The 24,733-nt window shown below is 50.6% G+C and carries 25 protein-coding genes and 1 tRNA gene; 15 read left to right on the top strand and 11 right to left on the bottom strand.

Translation table 11 applies throughout. The features are described 5' to 3' along the window. Positions 1–272: 272 nt before the first annotated feature. The 4 genes from BLW37_RS04305 (at position 273) to BLW37_RS04290 (ending at position 2,981) form a co-directional block, all read left to right on the top strand. Entirely contained in the window at positions 273–965 is a 693-nt protein-coding gene (locus BLW37_RS04305) for a PEP-CTERM sorting domain-containing protein (protein ID WP_091340108.1), read from the top strand. A gap of 132 nt (positions 966–1,097) precedes the next feature. Further along, positions 1,098–1,592, top strand: coding sequence for a DUF4124 domain-containing protein (locus tag BLW37_RS04300; RefSeq protein ID WP_091340106.1), 495 nt, complete (start codon positions 1,098–1,100; stop codon positions 1,590–1,592). Between the two features lie 75 nt (positions 1,593–1,667). Next, complete coding sequence (locus BLW37_RS04295) at positions 1,668–2,300, top strand: alternative oxidase (RefSeq protein WP_091340104.1); 633 nt, start codon at positions 1,668–1,670, stop codon at positions 2,298–2,300. 432 nt (positions 2,301–2,732) lie between these two features. After that, positions 2,733–2,981 carry a DUF429 domain-containing protein gene (locus tag BLW37_RS04290; protein ID WP_091340101.1) on the top strand — a complete coding sequence of 83 codons (249 nt, stop codon included), beginning with the start codon at positions 2,733–2,735 and terminating at the stop codon, positions 2,979–2,981. Between the two features lie 143 nt (positions 2,982–3,124). Here the strand turns inward: BLW37_RS04290 and BLW37_RS04285 are convergent. Beyond that, positions 3,125–3,201: transfer RNA gene (locus BLW37_RS04285), tRNA-Val, on the bottom strand. Between the two features lie 223 nt (positions 3,202–3,424). Here BLW37_RS04285 and BLW37_RS04280 point away from each other — a divergent pair. After that, on the top strand, positions 3,425–6,268 hold the full coding sequence (locus BLW37_RS04280; RefSeq protein ID WP_091340099.1) for a S9 family peptidase: 2,844 nt from the start codon (positions 3,425–3,427) through the stop codon (positions 6,266–6,268). A gap of 49 nt (positions 6,269–6,317) precedes the next feature. On the opposite strand, the gene BLW37_RS04275 is transcribed toward BLW37_RS04280, so the two are convergent. The 3 genes from BLW37_RS04275 to BLW37_RS04265 all read right to left on the bottom strand — a co-directional run bounded on the left by BLW37_RS04275 (position 6,318) and on the right by BLW37_RS04265 (position 9,982). Next, positions 6,318–7,532: an FIST N-terminal domain-containing protein gene (locus BLW37_RS04275; RefSeq protein ID WP_091340097.1), complete on the bottom strand. Its 1,215-nt coding sequence runs from the start codon at positions 7,530–7,532 to the stop codon at positions 6,318–6,320. A gap of 88 nt (positions 7,533–7,620) precedes the next feature. Continuing rightward, positions 7,621–8,634 carry a DUF3080 family protein gene (locus tag BLW37_RS04270; protein WP_091340094.1) on the bottom strand — a complete coding sequence of 338 codons (1,014 nt, stop codon included), beginning with the start codon at positions 8,632–8,634 and terminating at the stop codon, positions 7,621–7,623. Then, on the bottom strand, positions 8,579–9,982 hold the full coding sequence (locus tag BLW37_RS04265) for an MATE family efflux transporter (RefSeq protein ID WP_091340090.1): 1,404 nt from the start codon (positions 9,980–9,982) through the stop codon (positions 8,579–8,581). The genes BLW37_RS04270 and BLW37_RS04265 overlap by 56 nt, the downstream gene beginning before the upstream one ends. A 59-nt stretch (positions 9,983–10,041) precedes the next feature. On the opposite strand from BLW37_RS04265, the gene BLW37_RS04260 reads away from it, so the two are divergent. Next, entirely contained in the window at positions 10,042–10,662 is a 621-nt protein-coding gene (locus BLW37_RS04260; protein ID WP_091340085.1) for a riboflavin synthase subunit alpha, read from the top strand. On the opposite strand, the gene BLW37_RS04255 is transcribed toward BLW37_RS04260, so the two are convergent. The 3 genes from BLW37_RS04255 to BLW37_RS04245 form a co-directional block, all read right to left on the bottom strand. After that, positions 10,659–10,859 carry a CPXCG motif-containing cysteine-rich protein gene (locus BLW37_RS04255; RefSeq protein WP_091340082.1) on the bottom strand — a complete coding sequence of 67 codons (201 nt, stop codon included), beginning with the start codon at positions 10,857–10,859 and terminating at the stop codon, positions 10,659–10,661. The two genes, BLW37_RS04260 and BLW37_RS04255, sit on opposite strands and share 4 nt — an antisense overlap. Before the next feature lie 24 nt (positions 10,860–10,883). Further along, positions 10,884–11,636: a pteridine reductase gene (locus BLW37_RS04250; RefSeq protein ID WP_091340080.1), complete on the bottom strand. Its 753-nt coding sequence runs from the start codon at positions 11,634–11,636 to the stop codon at positions 10,884–10,886. A gap of 90 nt (positions 11,637–11,726) precedes the next feature. After that, the gene (locus BLW37_RS04245; RefSeq protein WP_091340077.1) at positions 11,727–12,587 is read right to left on the bottom strand and encodes a fructosamine kinase family protein; all 861 of its coding nucleotides are present in this window, start codon (positions 12,585–12,587) and stop codon (positions 11,727–11,729) included. 290 nt (positions 12,588–12,877) lie between these two features. On the opposite strand from BLW37_RS04245, the gene thrS reads away from it, so the two are divergent. From thrS to rplT, 4 genes are all read left to right on the top strand, one after another. Continuing rightward, the gene (gene thrS, locus BLW37_RS04240) at positions 12,878–14,791 is read left to right on the top strand and encodes a threonine--tRNA ligase (RefSeq protein WP_091340073.1); all 1,914 of its coding nucleotides are present in this window, start codon (positions 12,878–12,880) and stop codon (positions 14,789–14,791) included. An 11-nt stretch (positions 14,792–14,802) separates the two neighbouring features. Next, positions 14,803–15,360: a translation initiation factor IF-3 gene (gene infC / locus BLW37_RS04235; protein ID WP_091340070.1), complete on the top strand. Its 558-nt coding sequence runs from the start codon at positions 14,803–14,805 to the stop codon at positions 15,358–15,360. An 86-nt stretch (positions 15,361–15,446) separates the two neighbouring features. Next, entirely contained in the window at positions 15,447–15,644 is a 198-nt protein-coding gene (rpmI, locus tag BLW37_RS04230; RefSeq protein ID WP_091341054.1) for a 50S ribosomal protein L35, read from the top strand. Positions 15,645–15,660: 16 nt separating this feature from the next. Next, positions 15,661–16,020 (top strand): 50S ribosomal protein L20, encoded by a 360-nt coding sequence (rplT, locus tag BLW37_RS04225; protein WP_091340064.1) that lies wholly within the window; start codon positions 15,661–15,663, stop codon positions 16,018–16,020. A 157-nt stretch (positions 16,021–16,177) separates the two neighbouring features. On the opposite strand, the gene BLW37_RS04220 is transcribed toward rplT, so the two are convergent. Both BLW37_RS04220 and BLW37_RS04215 read right to left on the bottom strand, forming a co-directional pair. Continuing rightward, positions 16,178–17,866 (bottom strand): M28 family metallopeptidase, encoded by a 1,689-nt coding sequence (locus tag BLW37_RS04220; protein WP_091340059.1) that lies wholly within the window; start codon positions 17,864–17,866, stop codon positions 16,178–16,180. 116 nt (positions 17,867–17,982) lie between these two features. After that, positions 17,983–18,594 carry a hypothetical protein gene (locus BLW37_RS04215; protein WP_171907540.1) on the bottom strand — a complete coding sequence of 204 codons (612 nt, stop codon included), beginning with the start codon at positions 18,592–18,594 and terminating at the stop codon, positions 17,983–17,985. 165 nt (positions 18,595–18,759) lie between these two features. On the opposite strand from BLW37_RS04215, the gene BLW37_RS04210 reads away from it, so the two are divergent. Next, positions 18,760–19,032, top strand: a complete 273-nt coding sequence (locus BLW37_RS04210; RefSeq protein WP_091340055.1) for a DUF3081 family protein — start codon at positions 18,760–18,762, stop codon at positions 19,030–19,032. Here BLW37_RS04210 and BLW37_RS04205 read toward each other — a convergent pair. Further along, positions 19,023–19,574 (bottom strand): hypothetical protein, encoded by a 552-nt coding sequence (locus BLW37_RS04205; protein ID WP_091340049.1) that lies wholly within the window; start codon positions 19,572–19,574, stop codon positions 19,023–19,025. The two genes, BLW37_RS04210 and BLW37_RS04205, sit on opposite strands and share 10 nt — an antisense overlap. Positions 19,575–19,772: 198 nt before the next feature. On the opposite strand from BLW37_RS04205, the gene BLW37_RS04200 reads away from it, so the two are divergent. Then, a complete protein-coding gene (locus tag BLW37_RS04200) occupies positions 19,773–21,950 on the top strand; it encodes a YgiQ family radical SAM protein (RefSeq protein WP_091340044.1) in 2,178 nt (725 codons plus the stop codon). Here BLW37_RS04200 and BLW37_RS04195 read toward each other — a convergent pair. Next, complete coding sequence (locus tag BLW37_RS04195; RefSeq protein ID WP_091340040.1) at positions 21,947–22,723, bottom strand: substrate-binding periplasmic protein; 777 nt, start codon at positions 22,721–22,723, stop codon at positions 21,947–21,949. The two genes, BLW37_RS04200 and BLW37_RS04195, sit on opposite strands and share 4 nt — an antisense overlap. Before the next feature lie 125 nt (positions 22,724–22,848). Here BLW37_RS04195 and BLW37_RS04190 point away from each other — a divergent pair, with 125 nt between their 5' ends. The 3 genes from BLW37_RS04190 to BLW37_RS04180 all read left to right on the top strand — a co-directional run bounded on the left by BLW37_RS04190 (position 22,849) and on the right by BLW37_RS04180 (position 24,696). Beyond that, positions 22,849–23,418, top strand: coding sequence for a GNAT family N-acetyltransferase (locus BLW37_RS04190; RefSeq protein WP_091340036.1), 570 nt, complete (start codon positions 22,849–22,851; stop codon positions 23,416–23,418). Further along, positions 23,418–24,203, top strand: a complete 786-nt coding sequence (locus tag BLW37_RS04185) for an SAM-dependent methyltransferase (RefSeq protein ID WP_091340033.1) — start codon at positions 23,418–23,420, stop codon at positions 24,201–24,203. The genes BLW37_RS04190 and BLW37_RS04185 overlap by 1 nt, the downstream gene beginning before the upstream one ends. Before the next feature lie 181 nt (positions 24,204–24,384). Further along, on the top strand, positions 24,385–24,696 hold the full coding sequence (locus tag BLW37_RS04180) for a hypothetical protein (protein WP_139243657.1): 312 nt from the start codon (positions 24,385–24,387) through the stop codon (positions 24,694–24,696). Positions 24,697–24,733 lie beyond the last annotated feature (37 nt).

The following is a 24,733-nucleotide window of genomic DNA, read 5'->3' as shown; positions in this document are numbered from 1 at the left end:
CGTTTAGGTCAACCCAAGTGTGACGGCTCTGTAGCTAAAGAGCAATGAGCTGGGTCAAAGTAGTCACGCTATCAGACATAAAAATAACGTAAATTAGCAGTTGCCGTGTTTTGCTGTATTCTTGTACAATATACATGTTTGCAAAAGCAGTCCTTGCTGAGCAATTTTTTCGCAGTGTTGTTTGTTGTTCTGCAGCCAGAGCCCACCACATTGCCCAATGAAATCTTAACCATGGATAGGTAGTTTTTACCATCTGACAAGGAGCGATCCAGATGAACCTTCGTTGTACTTTTTCTGCAGCAGCACTGCTGGCTGCATCTGCATTCAGTCAGCACGCTAATGCCAGTTTGATCATTGAAGCCAACTACACTGGCATCTCGGGTCAGTCTGTTCAGGTAACACATAACAGCGCGAATTCCACAGTGCAGGCCGGCTTATTGCAGTTTAATCTGCGGCCAAATACGGATCTGTCTGTGTTGCCTTTTGATGTAACCGGGATGTCGGTGGATGCTTTTTGTGTGGAGTTTACGCAGGGTGTTCAGTCAGGCTGGCAAAGTTATGGCCTGGTAGAAACGTCCGAGGTGTTTTCTGCGACTCAGTCTCAGGCCATTGAACGGCTCTATACCGCATATCACCCAGTCGTAGGTGACGCCACCAGCAATGCAGCTTTCCAACTCGCCCTGTGGGAAATTGTGCATGAAACCTCTTCAAGCTGGGATCTGCAAAGCGGTAACTTTCGTGTAAGCTCCAATGGTACGGCTCGCAGCCTTGCCAGCGGTTGGTTGGCTAGTCTCGACAGCATTGAAAGCCAGTTCAGCTTGTATGTTTTAACCAATGCCAACTCGCAAAACCAACTGGTATTTTCCGGTGTATCACTGGATACACCAACGCCAGTGCCTGCGCCAGCAACCATCGGGTTGTTTGGGTTGGGGGCTTTGTGGTTGCTCCGCCGCCGCAAGTCGTAACGAATATTCCGAAAAGACCGGGGCTGAATGTCCCGGTTTTTTATTTGCCCAAAGCTTTTAAAACACTTTCCAAGTCATTAAAACTGATTTAACCTTCGTGGTAGATGTTTGGCTCAGATTTCCGGTATTCAAATGAAAAAACTGCTCCCTCTCAGTCTGATCTTATTCAGTGTTGTTAGCCATGCCAGCGTGTACCGATGCGAGCAAAATGGTGTGACTCTGTTTAGTCAAACGCCATGCGCCGATAACGCCGAGAAGCTGGCACAATACGACACCACCCCCACCAAGCGTGCTGTTGCATCTCCGGCAAGAGACAATGTTCAAAACAGCAATGCCACAGAAAGCTTGCAGCAGATCAGCCTGAATGTGCGTAAGCAAAGCCTGGAGCGCCAGTTGCAGCAATTGAACAATCGCCGGCAGAGTTTGGAACGGGAGCGCAATGCCAAGTTGTCTGAAATCAGTGGCGAAGACATTCAATCACCGGATGCGGTGACCGGCCGCACTTTTATTGCCGGAGCCGCTGAAGAAATGCGTTCGGTGCTCAATCACTACCAACTGGAAATAAGCAAGGTACAGCAACAGGCCGGGCGGGTAACTGAGCAATTGCGGCAGCTGGAGGCTTTGTGAAAGAGCAGGCAGTAAATTCGTCGACGTGTTAGTCTCTGGCAAGGACCTTTATCTTGATAGCTGCAGGAGTCACGAATGTCAGAAGACCGGCTTGACCAGCCAGATCCGTTAGCCGCCCACCATAGCCCACAAAACTTATCCGATCGAATTGCTTTTCGCCTTACCAAATTGCTGCGTTTTTGCGCGGATACCTTTTTTGCCAAACGCTATGGCCACCGGGCCGTTATTCTTGAAACCGTCGCAGGAGTGCCGGGCATGGTGGCTGGTATGCTGCGGCATATGCGCAGCTTGCGCCGAATGGAAGACGACCAGGGTTGGATCAGGATATTGCTGGATGAAGCTGAAAATGAGCGCATGCACCTGATGACCTTTATTGAAATTGCCAAACCCAACTGGTTTGAGCGCCTGTTGATTTTACTGGCGCAGGGCTTGTTCTTTACCGGCTTTTTCATCTTGTATCTGTTTTCGGAAAGGACTGCGCATCGGTTGGTGGGTTACTTTGAAGAAGAAGCGGTATTTAGTTACAGTTGCTATCTGGAAGAGATAGACAAAGGGAAGATCGACAATATTGCGGCACCCCAGGTGGCCATAGATTACTGGCAATTGCCAGCTGATGCCCGGCTGCGCGACGTGGTGATTGCAGTGCGGGCGGATGAAGCGGGGCATCGCGATGTCAACCATGACTTTGCCAATCAGCTCACTAAGTAATTGTTATGGATTTCGTATTGAAGCTCTTTTGGAAGATCTCTTAATAAACTTCCTGAGCCAATATGAAATACGGTCCTGGCAAGTGATGGAACTGCAGAGAGTGATTTGAGCTTAGCATTCTCGAAAGTTGCCAACCGTCCAGTCGAATGGTACAAACTTATCTATATATAAAATCAAATCATCAGCTTGCGACGAGGGATTATGACGCAGCCTGCCAATGGCGCCAATCAGAGTAACTTTGCCTTTTTAAGCGAATACGATCCGCTGTTTTTGCAGTTGGCGCAAAGTGCTTAAAGCGCACTTAACGGTATTTTATGTATAGTTTTTTCTTATTTTTATACAACTGAATCGTGTCATGTATAATTTTTATGATTTTCTATATATATAACTTGCCATCTTACTAAAAAAGGCCACTTTTTAAGCATAACAGATATGCAAGGTGTACCATTAGCGGGCATTGACCTCGCTTGGCATGGCATCAAGCCAACAGGCTTGGCCTTGGGGCGATTAGACGAGCATGTCTTGCCTGTCGATGTGTTGTTGAGTGAAGTCCTGGGTAATGACGCTATTTGCCAATTGGTGCAGGATTATCAGCCGATAGGTATTGCCATTGATGCACCGCTGATTATTAATAATCCAACAGGCATGCGTGAATGCGAGCGGGGTATTGGCAAGCTCTAAGTGCTAAAGGTGCCAATTGTCATACGGTCAATTTAGCATTATTTCCAAATGCAACTAGCGTGCAGTCATCCAAGCAACTGCTATTTAATCAGAAGCTTAAAAACACAAACGCCGCTCAATGAGCGGCGTTTGTGTTTGGAATGTGGTGCGTCCTAGTGGATTCGAACCACCGACCCCCACCATGTCAAGGTGGTGCTCTAACCAACTGAGCTAAGGACGCAGAGTGTTGTCGCTGACAACGGCCGCTATCTTAGTGGGCGGCCGGTGGCTTGGCAAGTGTTTTTTTAGTAGCCTGAGCCGTTTGGCGGATTTTTGCCCGTATGCCGGTGCTGCAGCTACTTAACTGCGGTTTATCCCGTGCTTTTGCTGCTTGATGGGGTTTTTATGCACAGCAAATATGCCTGTGGTAAGGTTGGATGGATGTCGTCTTATAAGAATAAACCATGAATAGAAACCAACCATCCATGCGCCGTTTGGCGCTTTGTTTTGCCCTGGCAGTAGGTACTTTTGCCTGCAGCCAGTTACCTGCCAGTGTTACTTCGACGGTCATTTCCAGCCCCTCGCCGGTGGTGATCCCATCCAGCAAAGTGGTGACCGATGCCCTCAGGCCGCTCACTTTTAGCGATGTGATGCAGTTTCGTGAAATCAAAGAGCGGAGCCTGAGCGGCAATCAGCAGCTGATGGTCTATACCGCTGAGCCGGATTATGGCGACAGTACCGGCTATCTGGTGAATGTGCTGACCGGGCAGCAATTTTCAGTGCCTTATGCCGACCGCGGTTTGCTTAATGCCGATGGCAGCTTTGCGCTGTTTCGTCAGCGCTCACCCTTGTTGCTGCGCGAGCAAGCCACCGACAAAGCTGGCCGTGATGCTTTAGCCCATGATGCGGTGCTGCTAAATACCGCCACGGGTGAGCAGCAGCTGTTTCGCGCTATTGACCGTTTTGCCTTTAGCGGCGATGGTAGCCAGGCGCTCTTGCTGGCACGTAAAGCCGACAGCAAAGACAAAACCCAGTTACTGACAGCGGTACAGCTTAGTGCTGTGGGCCGGATAGCGCAGGGCACGCAAACTGAGCTTGGTCAGGTGACCGAATTTGCGGTGGCTGGGCAGGGTAGTCTGGTGGCTTATGTGCATGCGTTTAGCGATAAAGACGATGATAGCCTGCAGTTGCAGCAGGTGATGCTGTGGGATGCGGCTTTTGACCGACGGTTTGAACTCTCACCACCTTCAGCGGCGCTGAACCAACAACTGACCTTTAGTGCCGATGGTCAGCAGCTGGTGTTCTTTGCCGGTAACCGCCCAGACGATGATAACAAAGAGACTGAGATTGCCCAGCAGCTGTGGCACTGGCCGGCAGAGTTGAACAAAGCTGCGCCCCATGCGCTTGAGCGTGAGGGCTGGTTGCTAAGTGTGCAGCAGGCCCCGCGCTTTAGTGACGATGGCCAGCGAGTCTTTGTTGGTTTTCGGCCAGAGCCTGCGGTTGTTACCGAACCATCGGCTAAACCTGAAACGGAAGCCGATTTATTTGCTACCGAACGCCTGTTGGCAGATCGTCGCTTACAGGTCTGGCATGGCCAGGATGATCGGATAAACCCACAGCAAAAAGCTGAGTACCAGCAAGCGTTAAAGCGCACAGCACCGGCAGTGTTTTGGCTGGACGAGGAAAAGCTGGTTCCGCTGGGAGATGATGTGGAAGATCGGTTGCAGCTTAGCGAGCACAGCGAAGCGTTGCTTATCAGCAATGGCCGTCCTTACCTGCTGGATATGACCTGGGATGGTCGCTTTCATGATGTCTGGCATGTTAACTTACGAACAGGTGAGCGCCAGCAAGTATTTGCCCGCAATCGCAGCATCGAACGGGCCCATTTATCGCCAAGCGGGCGTTATGCTTTGTATCAGCAGGCCGGACAGTGGCAGCTGTTTGATAGCAAAACTGGCGAGCGCCGTATCTTAGGTGCCGATGCCAATGTGTCCTGGCTGGACGAAACGCATGATAGGCCAGAGCCTGCTGCCAGTTACGGCGTAGCCGGCTGGTTGGCCGATGAAACGGCCGTGTTGGTGTATGATCGGTTTGATATCTGGCAGTTGTCGCTTGATGGCAGCAGTACCAATCTGACCCGTATCGGCCGGGATAACCGGCAGCGCTTTCGGCTTGAGCGCACTGATCCCAAAGCCCTGGCCATTGAGCCTGATGCGGATGTGCTGCTAAGCCGCTTTGATGAAGAAGATAAAAGCTATGGCTTTTACCAACTTAGTCTGAGCAATCAAACACTTAAGCAGCTGCTGGCCGATAGCAAACGCTTTGATCTGGTGGAAGCGCTGCCAGAGCTTGGCGGTTATTTGTATACCGAGCAAAGCTTTCGGCAGTTCCCCAATATTTGGTATGCCACTGCTGATTTTTCCAAGCGGCGGCAACTGACTGATCTAAACCCGCAACAAGCGCAGTTTCTCTGGGGTGACAGCCACCTGATTGATTGGTATACCGAGGATGGTGAGCGTTTGCAAGGCGTGGTGATCACGCCGGATGGGTACGATGTCAACCGTCGCTACCCGGTGCTGGTGTACTACTACGAGCAGTTCTCGCAGCGGCTGCATCATTATAACCAGATGAAGGTGAACCACCGGCCGAACTTCCCATTTTATCTGGGCCAGGACTATGTGGTGTTTTTGCCGGATGTGCGCTTTCGTGAGGGCGCGCCGGGGCCAAGTGCCACTGAGTCCTTGCTGCCTGGCATCGATCGCTTAATTGAGCTTGGCATTGCCGACCCCGCTGCTATTGGTTTGCATGGCCACAGTTGGTCGGGCTATCAAACGGCTTTTGTGGTGACGGAAACCGACCGCTTTGCTGCTGCCGTGGCTGGTGCTCCGGTGTCCAATATGACCAGTGCCTACAGCGGCATTCGCTGGCAAACCGGCCTGGCGCGTTTGTTCCAGTACGAAACCGGCCAGAGCCGGCTGGGGGTATCGATGTTTGAAAATTTAGAACCTTACCTGAAAAACTCGCCGGTGTTCTTTGCCGATCGCATCCATACGCCCTTGCTGATCCAATTTGGCGATAAAGATGGTGCTGTGCCGTGGGAGCAAGGGATTGAGCTGTATTTAGCCATGCGTCGGTTAAGCAAAGATGTGGTGATGCTGCATTACGAAGGGGAAGGGCATCATTTGCAGCGTTTTGCCAATAAGCTGGATTACAGCATCAAGATGCTGGAGTTTTTTAATCATTACTTAAAAGGTGAGCCTGCACCTGATTGGTGGCAACAAGGCATGCCGTATCAATCGTACGATTAGAACAGTTAAGCCGCGCTCATGTTCGCCTGGACAGCGCTTCAGGAGGGAGCTAGTTGGCGCGGCAAATAATGGTCAGTACGCCACTCCAGTCCAGGCCCCGAGCCTGTCCCTGGATTGGCGCAATCTCTACTCCGCTGTAAAACCCAAGCAGTGGGATCCCTGCGGCTGTAAGCTGGCGTTGGATCTCCCGGGTTTCCGCCTGCTCATCCGATAGCCTCTTTTCCGCCCGACCACCACAGTTGATATAAAGCGCAAATAAAGGTGTTTGGCCACTTTGTTGGATCCGGCTGAGTAGCGCTTTGATCTGAACGCGTGCACAGTCAAGCGCTGCAGCGGGGTCCCTGTACATTAACAGTACTTTATCGCCAAGCTGGTAATCATCTTCAAACAGGATCAGGCCATCTTGTTCTGGTAGTAAACCACTGATCAGCCGGTTGATGTAATGCGGCTGCTCACTGCCCGGCTTTGCCAGCCTGCGGCCGAGGCAAAAATTGCGTACCGGAGCGCTCTGACGCCACTCGTTATTACCCAGGGCCTGATCAATCACCTGTACTGCGGGTTCGTTATCCAGCGCGTACAAGAACTGGCCATGAATGCTGCTGATGGTGTACTCCGTGTCAGATACCGGGCGACAGCCATGCAGCACGGTGATATGGCTTTGTAAGGGGCCAGCGAGAAGTAAGCCAAGTGCCTGTTGCTGACTGACTTTAAAGCCGGTGAATTGCCAGCAACTTTGAAACAAGTGATCACCCAGTAAGCCGGCACCTATCACCGTCGGGACCGTCAGCTGACTTTCAGCCAGCCCTTTCAGCAGCAGGTTGGATGGGTTTAACACGGCCGGCCTCTGTTTACTGGCCGGATGCTTGATGGAGTCATAAAGCACTACTAAGCAGCCCGGAGCGGCAACCTTTGCCAGCTGATTACCAAGTGCTGTGCCCGTTAGCTTGGGATCTTTGAACAGTGCCTTGCTGCTGGCGTAATGACAACGCAGTTGATCGCTTCGCAAAGCGGCCACAACCACAGCAGGGCCATCGGTTAGCACGAAATCATTGCCGATAATGCCAATGGCAGAGCCGCCAATGATAGGCACTTGGTCGCCAAGTACAGCTCGTATGCCGAGATACACATCGTGAGGATTTAAATGGTGATTGCAAAATGCCAGGATCAACTCTGGCTGTTGCAACAGATGGCTAGCAAGGTTGGCGGCTTCTTGTCCGGCTTGCAACGAGCAGGCCTGACAACTGTAACCCAATCCTATATTCATTCGCTCCCTCGAATTTAGCACCACATGGCGTCTTGCCAGCTATGTAATGATTGTAGCACCTAAACATGAAAATAAATGCTGGTAACGGTTAATTTCTTTGCGTTAAACCGGCCGGGCATTCGCTATTGAGGTGCTGCCACCAGCCGATATGCGTCAGGATCTCTTGTTGCAAATGCGCGGCACTGCCAGCATAGCGTTGCTCCAGCACCGGCAGCAGAGGGCTTTGTTGATAGAGTTTCTGCAGCTCTGGCCAAAGTGCCTGCATATGACGTTGATGCTGGTTGAAATAAGGCTGCAGCTCTTCGGCAAAAAACTTTAAAAAGACCGTGGTCAGGATGCCGAGTTGTTCGCTGTGGCGTTGCTGCGGACAAAACTGTGCTGGCTCAAGCGCCAATAAGGCCTGATTCAGGCTGGTTAGCCAGCCACTCAGGTAGCGTTGGCTGTATTGCAGCACGGCGAGGGTATCAAAACGGTGCAACACCCCAAGTGCGGCTTCAATATCAATAGCGGCGGCCGCTTGCCAGTCCTTTGCTGCAATGGCCTGGTGCAGTTGGTTTAACTGCTGCAGTGCTGCCTGAGTTTCAAACAAGGCCTGCTGGCCAGCAATTGGCAGCAACTGGCTTTTACCATGCAGTTGCTGACGTAAGGTTTGCTCCGCATGCAGCATGTTCAGAAAAGACAGCTCAATGCTGTTTTGTTTGCTGTGTAAAATATCGGCAAGTTGTTGTTGCAGTGGACTGCTGATGCTGTCTTGTTGCAGGCAGTACTCCAATTGACGCAGTAAGCGAAGTTCATAGTTTAACCGAAGGCTATGGCTTTGCACCCGACCAAGACTGGAGTTGCGCTCAGCGATTAAAGCGTCCAGGCCGCACTGGCGGCTGGCCCAGGCATCCAGTAAATCCAGTCGCAGATCGGGTAAAGGGTGCAGCAATTCTCGGGCACTTGGCAAGGCATCGACAGCAAGTGGCTGGACCCGAGCAGATTCGATGCCTGCCACGCGCTCCAGCCGGCTTTGGTAATTGCTTAACTGGCGCTCAGTGGCCGGGCTACACGCCAGCAGGCCCAGACTGATGCTGATCAGCAAGATCCAGCGGTAAGCCATCGCGTTCAAACCTCCGTAATGAATGTTGCAACAACCAGAATAGCAACACAGCTGCCACGGTCAAACCAACGATAATACCGGTCCAGAAGCCTTTTACCCCCATAGCCGGCACCAGCCAGTCGGTTAATCCCAATACGGCGCCAAGGCCAAAACCGATCGGCCAGTAGGCGATTAAGGTGATAAAGAGCACCGGCTTGGTAATTTTCATGCCACGCAGGGCGCAGGCCGACACCACCTGAATGGCATCGGACAACTGATACAAAGCAGCCAGTACCATAATACCGGCAGCCAGCGCCAGTACCTCAGCATCCTTGCTGTATATTTGCGGTACCTGAAAGCGCATCAGGTAGGTGAAAGCGGCAATGCAGGCCGCCAGTAAAAAAGCAACGATCAGCACGGTACTGATGGCGGTGCGCAGCGCCTGCAAATTGCGCTCACCAACCAGGTGACCGACCCGGATGGTCGCGGCCATGCCCAAACTGAGAGGTATCATAAAAACAATGGCACTGTAGTTGTGTGCCACCTGATGACCGGCTACTACCACAGGGCCAAGATGCACAATCATCAATGGAATGCAGGCAAAGAGGGTGACTTCAAAGAAAATCGACAAGGCGATGGGTGTGCCGATGCGAATCACCTGCCAGATGGCTTTAAAGTCAGGCGTCAGGCGCGCAGGCCAGAAGCGGTAGGGTGCGGTACTGCGGCTAAACCAGCCATAGACCAGCATGGCCAGAAACATCGCCAGCAGTACCAGGCTGGTGGCGATACCACACCCAGCACCGCCATAGGCCGGCATGCCTAACTTGCCGTAGATAAAGACGTAGTTGGCCGGAATGTTTACTAAAATACCAACAAAGCTGATCCACATGCTGGCTTTGGTGTTGCCAATGCCCTCAAACAGGTTACGCATGACCATGTAACCAGCGGCCGGAAACAGGCCGTAACTGACAAAGGTCAGGTACAAGCTGGTTTTTTCCCGCAGCTCAGCTTCCATATTCAGCAAGTCCAGCAAGTGATCGGCAAACTGCATCACTACGAATAAACTAGCTGCCAGTGCCAGCCCAAGATACAAGCCTTGCAGGGTGTAATGCGTCACCGGTTCGGTTTTCTTGCTGCCAAAATACTGGGCAATAATCGGGGTCAGTGCCAGCAGCAAACCTTGCAAGGTTAGCATCACCGGTAGCCACAAACCCGAAGCTACCGCGATCGCCGCCATATCCAGTGCACTGACCCGGCCGGCCATCACGGTATCGACAAAATACATCAGGGTTTGCGTCAGCTGCGCCAGCACAATGGGGCCGGATAATTTAAAAATTGTTCTGGCTTCAAAGCGGGAAAAAGGTAGCATAGTGATCAATGAGTTGCCCCTGCAGGAACGGGCGCATACTTTAGCACAACAGAGGGTGTATGTTTACAGGTATTGTTCAGTGCCAGGCCAAAATTGCCGCTATAGAATCGTCTGCGGATTTTCGTCATTTAACCCTGCAGGTGGCTTCTGACAAGCTGCAGCAGCTCACGCTGGGTGCCAGTATTGCCATCAATGGGGTGTGTTTAACGGTCACTGCTTTTGATGAAGCTGCAGGTCGGGTGGCTTTTGATGTCATTGATGAAACGTTGGCTCGCACGAATCTTGGCGCTTTAGAGCCAGGTGATTGGGTGAACTATGAGCGCTCCTTAAAGTTTGGCGATGAAATTGGCGGCCATCTGGTGTCCGGTCATATCCAAACCACCGCTGAGCTGATCGAGCTTGAACGCAGCGAACACAACTGCCGAATGCGGCTGCGGTTGGAGACAGAGTATTTACCTTATGTGCTTGCCAAAGGTTTTATTACGGTCGATGGGGCCAGCTTGACGGTAGGACTGGTGCATGCCGATGGTTTTGAGCTGCACTTAATCCCGGAAACGCTCAGTATCACTACGCTGGGACAGCGGCGAGTTGGTGATCGGCTCAATATTGAACTGGATCAGCAAACCGTCACCATTGTGCAAACGGTTGAGCGGGTGATGCAGCAGCGGCAGCAGGCTTAGTAGTACTGTTCATCATCGGCATCGACAAACAACTGCACACTGTGATGCAGATCGTCTTTATGCACGCGTAAATGGATTGGATTGCAGCAATTGCTGCAGTCTTCGATGTAATCCTGATCTTCATCGGTCACCTCAAAGCTAATATGCAGATGGTGACCGCAAAAGGGGCATTCAATGGTGCGACGTAATACCGACATAGCGCCTCCAATTGTAACAGGCTGTTAGGCTTTTTTTGTTCCCCCCAGACTTCTGCCGCCATCGACCGCAATAATTTGTCCGTTCACATAACCCGATTCGATCAAAAACAAGGCGGTATCGGCAATATCATCCGGAGTGCCAAGTGTCTCCAATGGGATTTGCTGCAGGATCATCTGTTTGTCTGTTTCTGCAATGTCATTGCTTGGCCAAAGTATGGCGCCTGGTGCTATCCCATTCACTCTTATTGTAGGCGCTAATTCGCGTGCCAGCGACTTTGTCAGCATCAAAAGTGCGGCCTTGGCCATGCAGTAAATAGGGTGCTCCAGCAAAGGGCGCTCGGCATGAATATCCACCATGTTGATAATGCAGCCGTTTTGCTTCGAGAGCGCTGGAGCCAGGGCCTGGCTCAGGAAAAACGGTGCCTTGGCATTGGAGCCCATCAGTTGATCCCAGTCCTCAAAGTTGGCGCTACCGAGCCGGGTAGGGTAAAAAGCCGAGGCATTGTTAATCAGTACATCCAGCCGGCCAAAAGCCTGCTCTGCTTCACTGGCAATGCGCAACAGGCTGCTGTTGTCGGTCAGATCCCCTTTTACCAGATGAGCGCTGTGCGGTCGCTGCTGATTCAGGCTGTTGGCAAAGCTTTGCGCTTCAGCTTCGGAGTTATGGTAGTGAATAATGACTTGGTAGCCATGGCGATGCAGCCGCTCTATCATGGCACGGCCAAGGCGTTTGGCGCTGCCAGTGATAAGGGCTACCGGTGCAGTTGTTGAGTTCATTGAACCATCACTTTTGCTGAGAAAGGGATTATTTTATCAGTCAAAGCGCGTTTTGGATCAATAAAAACACGGACTTAATAAAATGCAGGATTAATAAAACAAGTGCTTTACCATATCCTGTGCCTGCAACAGGTAACTGCCACGGAACATATAGGCATGGTTCAGTACATGGTACAGGTTGTACAAACTTTTGCGCTCAGTGTAGTTTTTATCCAGCGGATACTGGCTTTGGTAGCTGTGGTAGAAACGCTCCGGAAAGCGACCAAACAGTTCACTAAAGGCAATATCCACCTCCCGGTCACCGTAATAACTGGATGGATCAAAGATAATGGCTTCATCGGCCGTAAAGCCGACATTGCCGCGCCAAAAGTCGCCATGCACCAAGCTTGGCACCGGTTCATAATGGTGTAGACGCTGCCGGCATTGCTCGACCAGAAAATCGATTTTACCAAAGCCAAAGCCTTGCTCCTGCAACAGTTGCAGCAACCAGCCAAGGCGCTGTTCCGAGAAAAAGCTGCTCCAGTTGCCTTGCCATTTATTGGGCTGACTGGTGCGCCCCAAGGTGCAGTCCCAGTCAAAGCCATACATGGCCTGGCCGCTGTCTTCATGCAGTTTGGCCATTGCCAAGCCTAACGCCTCCCAGCCGGCATTGTGCTCATCCACCAAGGGGATATACTCCAGGACTAAAAAGGCTTTATCCAGTGTTTGGCCATAGCAAATGACCTTGGGTACCCGGATGGCATGACGCTGCTCAATGCAGTGTAGGCACATGGCTTCGGAGATAAATTGCTCCAGCTGTTCTTTTTCATTCAGTTTGATGAAAAAGTCATGCTTATCGTCGGAAATATGGTAAGCCAGGTTGATATCACCACCACTTAGTTGATGTTTTGACTCTACCTTAAAATCAATATCCAGCTCACTGTTAATGTGCTCCGCAATGGCTTGCCACATAATTATCGCTCCAGCCTGAACTTGGTGTATTGAGTATGGCGCAAAATTAAGAAAATTCACCCACAGCAAGGACTTTGTATGGAGCTAAGCGAGCGCAGGTGCTATTATAGCCCCGCTGAAATCAAGCGGTATTCCGCGTTGTGTATCAAATGGCTCTTAGTAGGGGTCATCGACTGGTCCGCAAGGCATACCGTCTCAGCTTTATCCGTGCTCTTTCATCGTACACGGCTAAACATTATTGAATTCATATGTGACCCTTGGTATGGGCCACCACTGGAAAAGGACAAGTCATGCCTGTAATTACTTTGCCTGACGGCAGTCAGCGCGTATTCGAACACTCAGTTTCTGTGATGGATGTTGCCAAAGACATTGGCCCTGGTTTAGCGAAAGCAACCATTGCTGGTCGTGTGAATGGCCAGCTGGTCGATGCCTGTGATTTGATTGAGCAGGACTCAGAGCTGCAAATTATCACCGCCAAAAACGACGAAGGCCTGGAGATCATCCGCCACTCCTGCGCGCACTTGCTGGGTCATGCCATCAAGCAGTTGTGGCCCAATGTAAAAATGGCCATCGGCCCCGTGATCGATAAGGGCTTCTATTACGACGTGGACATGGAGCATTCGCTAAGCCACGACGATTTGCAGCGCCTCGAGCAGCGTATGCTGGAGCTGGCTAAAACCGAATACGACGTTATTAAGAAAAAAGTCAGCTGGCAGGAAGCGTTCGATACCTTCAAAGGCCGTGGTGAAAACTACAAACTGCAGATTCTGCAGGAAAACGTCAGCAAAGACGATCAGCCAGGCCTGTACCATCACGAAGAATACATCGATATGTGCCGTGGCCCGCACGTACCGAACATGAAGTTTTGCCAGCACTTTAAAGTGATGAAAGTGGCCGGCGCTTACTGGCGCGGTGACTCAAACAATAAGATGCTGCAACGTATTTATGGCACTGCCTGGGCTGATAAAAAGCAATTGGCGGCCTATTTAACGCAGTTGGAAGAAGCCGAAAAGCGTGACCACCGCAAAATCGGTAAAGCACTGAATCTGTTTCATTGGCAAGAAGAAGCACCAGGCATGGTGTTCTGGCACGATGATGGCTGGAAAATCTACAAGACCATCGAAAATTACATGCGTGAAAAGCTGGTGGAGTACGACTACGAAGAAGTGCGGGCACCAATGATCATGGATGTGTCGATGTGGGAGAAATCCGGCCATTGGGACAAATACCACGACAACATCTTTGCCACCGAGTCGGAAAAGCGCACTTATGCCGTGAAGCCGATGAACTGCCCGGGCCATGTTCAGATCTTCAATCAGGGCTTAAAAAGCTACCGCGACCTGCCTTACCGTATGGCTGAATTTGGCATTGTGCATCGTAATGAACCGTCCGGCGCTTTGCATGGCCTGATGCGGGTGCGATCCTTCACTCAGGATGACGCCCATGTGTTCTGTACTGAAGAGCAAATTCTGGATGAAGTCACCAGCTGCATCAAAATGGTCTACGACGTCTACAAAGATTTTGGCTTTAGCGACAACATTGATATCAAGTTGTCGACCCGTCCGGAAAAGCGCATCGGTAGCGATGAAAGTTGGGATAAATCCGAGCAGGCACTGGCCGAAGCTTTGCAGCGCAATGGTCTGGAATTCCAGTACCAGCCAGGCGAGGGTGCCTTCTATGGCCCGAAAATTGAATTTACTTTGTACGATTCCATCGGTCGTGCCTGGCAATGTGGTACTATACAGCTGGATTTCTCAATGCCAGCGCGTCTTGGCGCTCAATTTGTCGATGAAGATGGCGAGCGCAAGCCGCCTGTGATGATTCACCGTGCTATTTTAGGCTCGCTGGAGCGTTTCATCGGTATTCTGATTGAAGAATACGCTGGTTTATTCCCAGCCTGGTTGGCACCAACCCAGGTGGTGGTCATGAATATTACCGATCATCAGGCCGAATATGTGCAGAAATTGGTAAAAACTTTCAAATCTCAGGGCATTCGTGTGATAAGTGACTTGAGAAATGAGAAAATAGGCTTTAAAATCCGCGAGCATACCTTAAAGCGGATCCCGTACCTCATTGTTGTCGGTGATAAAGAAATGGAAGCCGGTGATGTTGCAGTACGCACCCGTAAAGGGGAAGATTTGGGCAAGATGTCGGTGGAAGGCTTTGTCGCCAAGCTGCAGACAGAAATTGCAACCAAGTCGTAATTATTCTTTTCTTGGAGGAACGAACCATTAAAGTTGGAAAAAAGAATCAGGCAGCACCGCGGGCAAACCGCTTAAATGAAGAAATCAATGTACGTGAAGTACGTTTGGTCGGTGTCGAAGGAGAGCAGTTGGGTGTTGTGGTTACTGCAGAAGCTTTGACCATGGCGGAAGAAGCCGGAGTTGATCTGGTGGAAGTAAGCCCAAATGCGGAACCTCCAGTCTGTAAACTGATGGATTATGGTAAGTTCCTGTTTGAAAAAAGTAAGGCTCTGAAAGAGCAGAAGAAAAAGCAAAAGCAGATCCAGATTAAGGAAGTAAAATTCCGGCCTGGAACTGATGAAGGCGATTACCAGGTCAAACTACGCAACCTGCGTCGCTTTATTGAAGAGGGTGACAAAGCCAAAGTAACGCTGCGGTATCGCGGTCGTGAAATGGCGCATCAGGAAATCGGCATTGAGATGCTAAACCGGATTAAAGCCGATTTAGAAGACATTGCTGTGTGCGAATCTTTCCCCAGCCGGGTGGAAGGTCGCCAGATGACCATGATGCTGGCCCCAATTAAGAAGTAATAAGGCTTTCAAGCGCATGCCGCTGGCCCTGGTCAGTGGCTGACGCCTTATTATTCGTTGTTAACTACAATGCGAGTTTTAATACTATGCCAAAGATGAAAACCAACAAAGGTGCCGCGAAGCGTTTCAAAAAAACAGCTTCTGGTAGCTTTAAGCGCAAGCAATCACACCTTCGCCACATTCTGACGAAGAAAAGCTCTAAGCGTAAGCGTCAACTGGGCCCTAAAACCCTGGTTGCTAAAGTTGATATTGCCGGTCTTGACCGCTGCATGCCATACGCATAACGAATAGGAGCTTGACATGCCAAGAGTAAAACGTGGTGTAACGGCGCGCGCGCGTCACAAGAAGGTGTTAAACCAGGCCAAAGGTTACTACGGTGCCCGCAGTCGTGTTTATCGTGTTGCTTTCCAGGCGGTAATCAAGGCAGGCCAATACGCCTACCGTGACCGTCGTCAGCGTAAGCGTCAGTTCCGTCAACTGTGGATTGCCCGTATCAACGCGGCTTCCCGTCAGAACGGTTTGTCTTACAGCCGTTTCATTGCAGGCCTGAAAAAAGCCTCTGTGGAAATCGACCGTAAGATCCTGGCGGACATCGCTGTGTATGACAAGGCGGCATTCACCGCTTTGGTCAACAAAGCAAAAGAAGGCCTGGCTGCGTAAGTTGCCAACCTCCTTTAAAAAAGCACCTTCGGGTGCTTTTTTTGTGCTTCTGAGCCTCGTCAAAGCACCGACATAACAAAAGGGCAGCTGAAGCTGCCCTTTGATGCATGAACCGGGTTTTGACCAGCCGGAAACGATGTTTCAGGATGGTCACTTGTTACTTACGCGCTGCGGCGCTGGCATCCCGAATAGCCCGGAATTCATTGCCCTGGTACCAGTTTGGCCATTGGCGGCTGTTGGCCAGCTCGTTGCCAACGCGGAAGTACAGGAACATGTCTTGCTGCGCGCCGCGCAGGTCAAAGTCATCGCTCCATTCATCTTGTACCTTGTGGTAGCAGCAGCGGTTGTATTCAGCGCGCTGGGCCGCACCCCATTCAGCACCATGCTGGTAGTGATCATTGCCGCCTTTGGCATACAAAATAGGCACGCCTTTCTTCGACAGACTGAAATGATCGGAGCGGTAGGCAATACCTGCTTCCGGGTTCGGCTCCGGCACGGCATAACGCCCTTGTTGCTCGGTGTGCTTCACCAGAATTTCTTCCAGATCGGTATTGCCCAAACCAACAATCACCATGTCTTTCATCGGGCCATACACATTCATCACATCCATATTGATGGCGGCAACGGTGGTTTCCAGTGGGAACACCGGGTGCTCGGCATACCAGGCAGAACCCAGCAAACCGCGCTCTTCTGCGGTGACCAGTACAAAAGCAATGCTGCGCTCTGGTTGTGGCTGCTGCACAAAGTACTCAGCCAGCGCCATTACAGCGCCGGTACCACTGGCGTTATCCTGGGCGCCATTAAACACTGGGTTACTAGGGTTGGAGAAATCCATGCCCAGGTGATCCCAGTGCGCCATGTAAATAATGGTCTCATCCGGGTAGGTGCTGCCTTCGATGTAACCAACCACATTACTTGAGGTCAGCTCACGGAAGTTATTTTTCACCGAAATGGACGCTGTGATATTCAGGGGTACCGGCGTAAATTCACCAGATAAAGCCTGAGCCCGCAAGGTCTCGATATCGGTGTCATTGGCAGCAAACAAACGGCCAGCTGTTTCCGCGGTGATCCAGCCTTCGATTTTGGAGCGGTCCATATTTTTATTTTCGCTGATCAAGTCAAATTTGATCGGGGAGCCATGTGCTACCACCCCCCAGCCGTAACTCGCAGGCTCAGTTTCATGGATGATCAAAGCAGCAGCTGCGCCCTGACGGGCCGCTTCTTCGAATTTGTAGGTCCAGCGGCCATAGTAAGTCATGGCATTGCCGTTAAACAGCTCCGGGTTCTGAGTGGCGTAGCCTGGATCATTGACAAACATCACTACGGTTTTGCCTTCGACATCCAGCCCTTCGTAGTCGTTCCAATTGTATTCCGGAGCGACAATGCCGTAACCGACAAACACCATCTCGCTGTCTTTAAGTTCGACACCATCCACCACCCGGGTGGTCCAGGCCATCACTTCATCACGGTAAGTGAGAGTAGTATCCAGGGCACCGCTTAAAGTCATACCGCTTACTTGCACCGGATCAATCTGTACCAGCGAGACTGGTTGCTTGTAACTGTCACCATCAATCGGCTTTAAGCCAATGCGGCGAAAATGTTCTTCCAGATAGGCAACGGTCCTGGTTTCGCCAGCCGTTGCCGGGGCCCGTCCCTGGAACTCATTGGACGATAATGTCTTAATGTATTCGGCCAGGCGTGGATTCATCTCAGTATCTTGCTGATACCAAGGGGTGGCAGCAGCGGTTGCTGCGACCTCTGATTGCTGTGCCGGTTGGCCACAGCCGCTCAGTGCAAGGCAGCAGCTGGCTGCCAGGGTTCCTGAAAACCAATGCAAAGGTTTCATAAATGGACTCCAGTGAAGTGCGTTGTAATTATAATGTTTAGTGCAAAGCTATACTAACCTGAACAGGCTAGGGGAGCCAACAACTCGGATTGAGTTGCTGGCTATGGGCATTGTGCTTACTGGTAGCCCCATGGGGTTGGTGGCAGATCGACCGGCTTGGTCAAATCAAAGTCGACCCGGAATTCACGACCTTCACGGAACAGGCGATAAGTAAATTGCTCCGGATAAATGTACATTTGCCAGGTATTGGTAGTGGATGCCGGAATGCCATCTTTCACAAATTCTTCAATCGAGTACTGGTCCACCGGGAAAGACTGTACCCGATCAAAGCCAGCATCGACGGTATGGCCACCGTACATGGTCATAGGATCATTGCTGCCATCTTCCAGCCGGTGATCGTGCTTTAGACTGATGCCAGAACCGGTTTTGGTTAAGATCCAGGTACGCGAGTGGTTGTCACCAACATGAAAAGGGATCTGCAATTGGTGATCTTCACACACTCGAACATGCATCACGAGGCGGCCTTCAAAACCAGAGACTGATGGGTTATTGACCGTTACTTTGCCTTCATAGGCTTTCCCACAGTGGGCACGCAGGTGATCAAAAAAAGCATCGTGCGTTGGAATGGAAACCAGCGGAGCTGGCGCAACAATGTTGGCCTGAGTAGCAAAAGATACGGCAAGGGCCGCGGCAGAAAGCAGCAAAGGCTTGGTTATTTTTTTTGTCATGGCTTTTTCCATTGAGTTTAAGGGTCCGCAGGCACTATACCCAGAACAGCCCTCAGGTTCAAATTCAAGGAAACTGGTTGAACGACGGGTGCGTATCCTTGTACTAAGCTGGTAGCACGAACCATTCAGTGTTAAATACACCGCAGCAATGAACGGAGCAGATTTATGGAACACAAAATAAACAGTAAATTTTTAATGGATGTTTACAGCAAAATCGAAAAGCATGGTGCTGTTACCAAGACAGAATGGGGGCAGGGCTACTTGCTGGATGGGGTGCAGGTATCTGCAGGCTTTGATGGCTACGAATTATTTTTTGACAACAGCCGGGTGCAACTAACCTTAGGTTTTCACAATACCTGGCACAGCAATGCCGACAGTGAAAAGCTGCTGGATGAATTTTTCCAGCAGCTGGAGCAAATACAAAAGCATTACGATTGAGTCAGGCCGGTTTCTTCCAGCGCATTACGCTGACTGAACTCCTGCGTTTCGGTATCGGTATTGACGGCATCTGCTTCGGTAGCTGTGGCCGTGGTTTCAGCGGCGGGTTCGTTTTCTACAGCAGGTGTTGTTTCAGTGTTATCCTGAATATCAAGGGTATCGGCCAAAGCAGCTTGCCGGTTGTCGTTTAGCCGTTCGGCCAGGCTGTTTAATTGCGCCAGGGCATCGGTCAGGGATTGATTGCCGCTGCCTGCAGCACCGTCAAAGAGGTTAGCCACGAGCTGGGCTGACTGTTGTGCATTCTGGCTACGAAAATCCTGCAGTGCTTGCTGAAAATCAGCACTGTCCTGCTCAAAGGCCGCACGTGCTTCCGGGCTGATATCCACCGAGGAAACATCGTTAGCTGTATTGGCACCACTATTGGACGAAGGTGCAGGCTGATCCGCTGGTTGTTCTACTGTAACCGAGCGCTCAGGTCGGGCGTTACCAGCTAATTGGTTGGCTTCAAAAGCGGCCGGGTTGGTGCTTTCTACCGATGCCATGATAAACCTCCTGCGACGATTTAGAGTGAACCTTTAGTATACTTTTTAACCAGGAAATTTCAAGCAAGCTGCTGATTTCAGCCCGCGCTTGCTGTATCTTCATGGGTGAAACCGTTATAATACAGGCCTGTTATTCACCAGGCCGTTTTCATGTCGCAGTCAGCACCTTCACTTCGTCCCCGCACTCAGGTAGCCCGCATGGCACCAGAGCGTGATTTGTTTTCCTACCCGAAATACTGGGCGGAGTGCTATGGCACAGCGCCTTTTTTGCCAATGTCTCGCCAAGAGATGGCACAACTAGGTTGGGACAGCTGCGATATTATTCTGGTGGTAGGCGATGCTTATGTCGATCATCCTAGTTTTGGTATGGCAGTGGTAGGACGGATGCTGGAGCAGCAAGGCTTTCGGGTGGGCATTATTGCTCAGCCAGACTGGCACAGCAAAGACGATTTTATGCGCCTTGGCAAACCCAATCTGTTTTTTGGCGTATCGGCCGGTAATATGGACTCGATGATCAATCGTTATACCGCCGATAAGAAATTGCGGCACGATGATGCCTATACGCCAGGGGATATCGGGGGTAAGCGACCAGACCGGGCGGTGTTGGTGTACTCCCAGCGTTGCAAAGAAGCTTACAAAGAAGTGCCTGTGATCATTGGGGGAATCGAAGCCAGTCTGCGCCGTATTGCGCATTATGACTATTGGTCGGAAAAAGTGCGTCGCTCGGTGTTGTTTGATGCCAAAGCAGACTTGCTGATCTACGGCAATGCCGAACGGCCACTAATTGAAGTGGCCAGTCGTATTGCTGCCGGCGAGCCAGTGAGCAGTATTCAGGATGTGCGGGGTACCGCGGTAATTCGTAAAGAGCCCCTACCTGGCTGGCGTGGCGTCGATTCCACCGCGCTGGATAAAATAGGCAAGATTGACCCGATTTCCAACCCCTATGGCGCCGATGATGTTGGTTGCAGCAGTTACTCCGAATTTGCCAAAGCGGGCATTGACTTAACCAAGCCGCAACCGGTTGAAGCTAAAGCCGTGGTGGTGCAACCCGCCAAGCAAAAGCCCTGGGAGCTTACTTACGTCAAACTGCCTGCTTTTGAACAAGTCTCGGTGAACAAGCCGCTTTATGCCCATGCGTCGCGTATTTTGCATCAGGAAACCAACCCGGGCTGTGCCCGTGCCATTATGCAGCGCCATGGCGATCGTCATCTCTGGGTTAATCCGCCGGCGTTTCCGCTGAGTACTGAAGAGATGGACCTGGTGTTTGGTTTGCCGTACCAGCGGGTGCCTCACCCCAGCTATGGTAAGGCCAAAATCCCGGCCTACGAGATGATCAAAACCTCGGTCAATATTATGCGCGGTTGTTTTGGTGGCTGCAGTTTTTGCTCTATCACCGAACACGAAGGCCGGGTGATTCAAAGCCGCTCAAAAGAATCCATTTTGCGTGAAGTTGAACAAATTCGTGACAAAGTACCTGGCTTTACCGGTGTGATTTCCGATCTGGGTGGCCCAACCGCCAATATGTATCGGCTACGCTGCAAAAATCCGCGTGCGGAGCAAACCTGCCGCCGGCCTTCCTGTGTCTACCCCAGCATTTGCGAGCACATGGATACCGATCAAAGCCCAACGGTAGAGCTGTACCGCGAAGCGCGCTCCTTACCGGGGATTAAAAAAGTGCTGGTGGCATCTGGCGTACGGTACGATTTAGCGGTGGAAGATCCCAATTACGTCAAAGAATTGGTGCAGCACCATGTCGGTGGTTATCTGAAAATTGCGCCGGAGCACACCGAAGAAGGGCCTTTGTCAAAAATGATGAAGCCGGGCATGGGGGCTTACGATAAGTTTAAAGCCATGTTCGAGCAGTACAGCAAAGAGGCCGGTAAAGAGCAGTACCTGATCCCGTATTTTATTTCGGCGCATCCGGGGACCACCGATCTGGATATGATCAATCTGGCGCTTTGGTTAAAACAGCGCGGCTTTAAGCTGGATCAGGTGCAGAACTTTTACCCCAGCCCGATGGCCAATGCCACCACCATTTACCATACCGGTTTAAACTCGCTGAAAAACATTCACAAGCACAGCGAAGCCGATGTGCCCGTACCGAAAGGCGAACGCAACCGGCGTTTGCACAAAGCGCTGCTGCGTTACCACGACCCGGCAGGTTGGGGGCAAATTCGTGAAGCGCTGATTGCACACAACATGGAGCACCTGATTGGCCGTGGCAAAGACTGCCTGGTACCGCCGGAGGACCGACCTTTAGCCAAACGCCCGATAAAGCCAAAACCAGGTCAACAGGCACTGACCCGGCATACCGGCTTAGATCCGGCGGCTAAAAAAGGTCATAAAGCGAAGCGACCCAAACGAAAAACCCATTAATCCAGATAGTGTTGGTACAGCTGCTGGTATCGGCCTGACGACTTCAGCTGTTTCAAACCAGCAGCAAAAATAGCAGCAAGTTCAGGATCACGGAAAGCGACTTTGGTGTATTGCCGCTCAGGGAACAAAGGGTGGATACTGACGTCCACTGAGGTATCTTTGCTGTCGGCAAGTAAGCGGCGGTACCAACTGAATATTGCCCGGTCTACCACAATCACATCGGTTCGTCCCAACCAAAACATAGCGTTCTGGCTGTATTGACTTAGCTCCTGATAGCCTCGGTGAGGTTGGCGGTCTGCGGCCCCATAGAGGTGATGAAACACCGGCCCGAGCGGGGTTGCCGGTTGGCTGGCCCCTTGCCAGGAGACCACCGAGTACTGTTGTAAATCCCGGATGGACTCCAGCTGGATCCCGGATGAAGCTCTACTGACAGCGACATTTTCGTAATAACTGAATTTATCCACATAATGCAATGTATCGAAAAACTCGGTGCCAACCCCTGCAGCAACATCCAGATCAGGAAAAAGCAACAAAGCACGGTTTAGTTGATGAAAGGGCAAGGCAACAAACTCCAGTTGGTAACCTGAACCAGCCATGGCTTCACGGAAAATATCCACTTCAAGCCCGGATATCGTTTCTTCATTGGAAAATACAAAAGGCGGTTTATCGGCTCCAACCCCAATCAGCAATGTGGTTTGCTCCACAGGTTGCAGAGCCTGAGCAGGTAAGCTCAAACTGAACAGCAAAAGAGACAACAGCTTTTTAACACCCATTACAGCTCGCGACCTTTTTAGCTCTCACTGTATTAGTATGGCATTGAAAATTGAAGTTTGGCAGCTGAATGCATTCAATTTCGAATTTCGGTATTCTAAACAAAAAATTGTCACAGTGAGCGGATATGAAGCAATACAATGCAGCGTGTTTGGATATTGGCTATGTTCCTGTTGCATCGCAACTAACTTTTACTACCGCGCACACCAGTGTGCGGCTGTTAACTGGCAAAGATCAAGCTTTGTATCTGCAGCTTTATACCGATGCCAATAGTATGCGTTACATTGGTAGATCTTTAACGGAGGGTGAGGCAGTAGCAAGCTTCTTTAAGGCTCTAAAACTCAATGTTTCACTTCAATGGCGGCGGTTATTTTTTGTGATTGAAAGCAAAAGCAGCCGGCGGAGTTTAGGTCTGATGGGATTAACCGACACGGGGGATGCAGGTATTGAGTTTGGTATTATCCTGAGCCAACAGGCTCAGGGGAAAGGAGTGGCCACTGAAGTTTTACAACAGTGCATAACCAGGTTGTTCGCTTTGGGTGTTTCAAAAGTCTGGCTTCAACTTCATCCTGATAATGCGGCTGCAATTGCTATGGCTCAAACGGCGGCAATGACAAAAGGAACAAGAGTGACAGCAAATAACCAGCAAACCTGGTTCATCGAACAACATTACAATAAAAATTGCCGGGGGCATTGATGCAGCATGGACGTCTTGTTTGTGTGGGGACAGGGATGACATTAGGGGCTCATATCAGTCCGCTAAGTCGTCGTTATATTGAACAGGCCGACGTGGTTTTTGTGCTGGTTGCCGATGGAATATCAGAGCAGTGGATTGAGAGTATGAATGCTGATGTTCGCAGTTTGCAGCCCTTTTATCAAGAGGGGAAGTCTCGTTTGCAAAGTTATAAAGAGATGGTGAAGGTTATGCTGGCTGAGGTTCAAGCGGGAAAAAATGTGGTGGGAGCTTTTTACGGTCACCCCGGTGTATTTGCCTGGGTTCCCCATAAAGCCATAGCTATAGCTCGTGAACAGGGCTACCAGGCACACATGGAGCCGGGGATCTCAGCTGAGGATTGCTTGTATGCTGATCTTGGTATCGATCCAGGTACTTATGGTTGTCAACATTACGAGGCCAGTCAATTCATGTTTTACCAGTGTACGATCAATCCATCTGCGTATCTGGTGCTTTGGCAGATAGGTGTTGCTGGGGATAAAAGCTTAACCCGGTTTTCAACAGGAATCAGCTACCGAAAGCTATTGTTAGAAGCCTTGCAGGTACATTACCCGCTTGATCATTCGGTCATTTTGTATGAAGCCATAGGCTTGCCACTGCAAAAAGCTCGGATAGACTGTGTATTACTCAAAGATTTACCGGTTTCTGAGTTCAGTCTGAAAACAACTTTGGTTATTCCTCCTGCCTTGTCAATGCAACCAAACAGGGAAATGCTTAAACGATTAGCTATGCTGAATGAGCAAAACTAATTTATGTAACATTTTGGCTTGTAGGCCATGAATGCGTGGTATCACTTGATTTAATTTAAGTTTAGATGGATATTAAGCCCTGTGTAGGCGGCTATGAATTCATCGTTAGCTTGAGAGAAGTGCAAGCACAAAAGTGTGGGCTAACTGCCATAATGAGGCAGAAATAAAAAGTGAGAATTTAATGACTAGTATTATTAATATTCTGGAAAAGATGGGGCAGACCACCGCCTTTGAAAAAGAAAGGAAGAAGCTAAGTCTTGATTCTGAAATGCTGGAGCTACCTTTGGAGGTTCAGCAAGCATTGAATCATGGCAATGTTGAGCAGTTAAACCAGATTTTGCAGGTACGTGCTCAAGTGGTATGTGGGCTTCATCCAGCCGAAGATCCTGATCAAGAGGATAAGGAAAAGGATGATGAAGAGGATGAGGATAATAAGCACCAAAAGCTGGCTCAGCTGAAAAGTGCTGGTGATAAACTTCGGCATGCCGGTTAAGTTTATACAGAGCTTTCTTGTTTTTCTTGTTTTGATG

The sequence above is a fragment of the Alkalimonas amylolytica genome (assembly GCF_900107845.1).
GTDB lineage: Bacteria > Pseudomonadota > Gammaproteobacteria > Enterobacterales > Alteromonadaceae > Alkalimonas > Alkalimonas amylolytica.
This window is presented reverse-complemented; position numbering and strand designations above follow the sequence as displayed.

Coding starts and splice junctions, on each gene's coding strand:
- rpmI (WP_091341054.1), top strand. CDS start 15,447: ATGCCAAAGATGAAAACCAACAAAGGTGCCGCGAAGCGTTTCAAAAAA.
- BLW37_RS04215 (WP_171907540.1), bottom strand. CDS start 18,594: ATGACAAAAAAAATAACCAAGCCTTTGCTGCTTTCTGCCGCGGCCCTT.
- BLW37_RS04205 (WP_091340049.1), bottom strand. CDS start 19,574: ATGGCATCGGTAGAAAGCACCAACCCGGCCGCTTTTGAAGCCAACCAA.
- BLW37_RS04195 (WP_091340040.1), bottom strand. CDS start 22,723: ATGGGTGTTAAAAAGCTGTTGTCTCTTTTGCTGTTCAGTTTGAGCTTA.
- BLW37_RS04270 (WP_091340094.1), bottom strand. CDS start 8,634: ATGGCTTACCGCTGGATCTTGCTGATCAGCATCAGTCTGGGCCTGCTG.
- BLW37_RS04210 (WP_091340055.1), top strand. CDS start 18,760: ATGGAACACAAAATAAACAGTAAATTTTTAATGGATGTTTACAGCAAA.
- BLW37_RS04290 (WP_091340101.1), top strand. CDS start 2,733: ATGCAAGGTGTACCATTAGCGGGCATTGACCTCGCTTGGCATGGCATC.
- BLW37_RS04200 (WP_091340044.1), top strand. CDS start 19,773: ATGGCACCAGAGCGTGATTTGTTTTCCTACCCGAAATACTGGGCGGAG.
- BLW37_RS04275 (WP_091340097.1), bottom strand. CDS start 7,532: ATGAATATAGGATTGGGTTACAGTTGTCAGGCCTGCTCGTTGCAAGCC.
- BLW37_RS04220 (WP_091340059.1), bottom strand. CDS start 17,866: ATGAAACCTTTGCATTGGTTTTCAGGAACCCTGGCAGCCAGCTGCTGC.
- thrS (WP_091340073.1), top strand. CDS start 12,878: ATGCCTGTAATTACTTTGCCTGACGGCAGTCAGCGCGTATTCGAACAC.
- BLW37_RS04245 (WP_091340077.1), bottom strand. CDS start 12,587: ATGTGGCAAGCCATTGCGGAGCACATTAACAGTGAGCTGGATATTGAT.
- BLW37_RS04190 (WP_091340036.1), top strand. CDS start 22,849: ATGAAGCAATACAATGCAGCGTGTTTGGATATTGGCTATGTTCCTGTT.
- BLW37_RS04305 (WP_091340108.1), top strand. CDS start 273: ATGAACCTTCGTTGTACTTTTTCTGCAGCAGCACTGCTGGCTGCATCT.
- BLW37_RS04250 (WP_091340080.1), bottom strand. CDS start 11,636: ATGAACTCAACAACTGCACCGGTAGCCCTTATCACTGGCAGCGCCAAA.
- rplT (WP_091340064.1), top strand. CDS start 15,661: ATGCCAAGAGTAAAACGTGGTGTAACGGCGCGCGCGCGTCACAAGAAG.
- BLW37_RS04260 (WP_091340085.1), top strand. CDS start 10,042: ATGTTTACAGGTATTGTTCAGTGCCAGGCCAAAATTGCCGCTATAGAA.
- BLW37_RS04280 (WP_091340099.1), top strand. CDS start 3,425: ATGAATAGAAACCAACCATCCATGCGCCGTTTGGCGCTTTGTTTTGCC.
- BLW37_RS04255 (WP_091340082.1), bottom strand. CDS start 10,859: ATGTCGGTATTACGTCGCACCATTGAATGCCCCTTTTGCGGTCACCAT.
- BLW37_RS04180 (WP_139243657.1), top strand. CDS start 24,385: ATGACTAGTATTATTAATATTCTGGAAAAGATGGGGCAGACCACCGCC.
- BLW37_RS04300 (WP_091340106.1), top strand. CDS start 1,098: ATGAAAAAACTGCTCCCTCTCAGTCTGATCTTATTCAGTGTTGTTAGC.
- BLW37_RS04265 (WP_091340090.1), bottom strand. CDS start 9,982: ATGCTACCTTTTTCCCGCTTTGAAGCCAGAACAATTTTTAAATTATCC.
- BLW37_RS04295 (WP_091340104.1), top strand. CDS start 1,668: ATGTCAGAAGACCGGCTTGACCAGCCAGATCCGTTAGCCGCCCACCAT.
- BLW37_RS04185 (WP_091340033.1), top strand. CDS start 23,418: ATGCAGCATGGACGTCTTGTTTGTGTGGGGACAGGGATGACATTAGGG.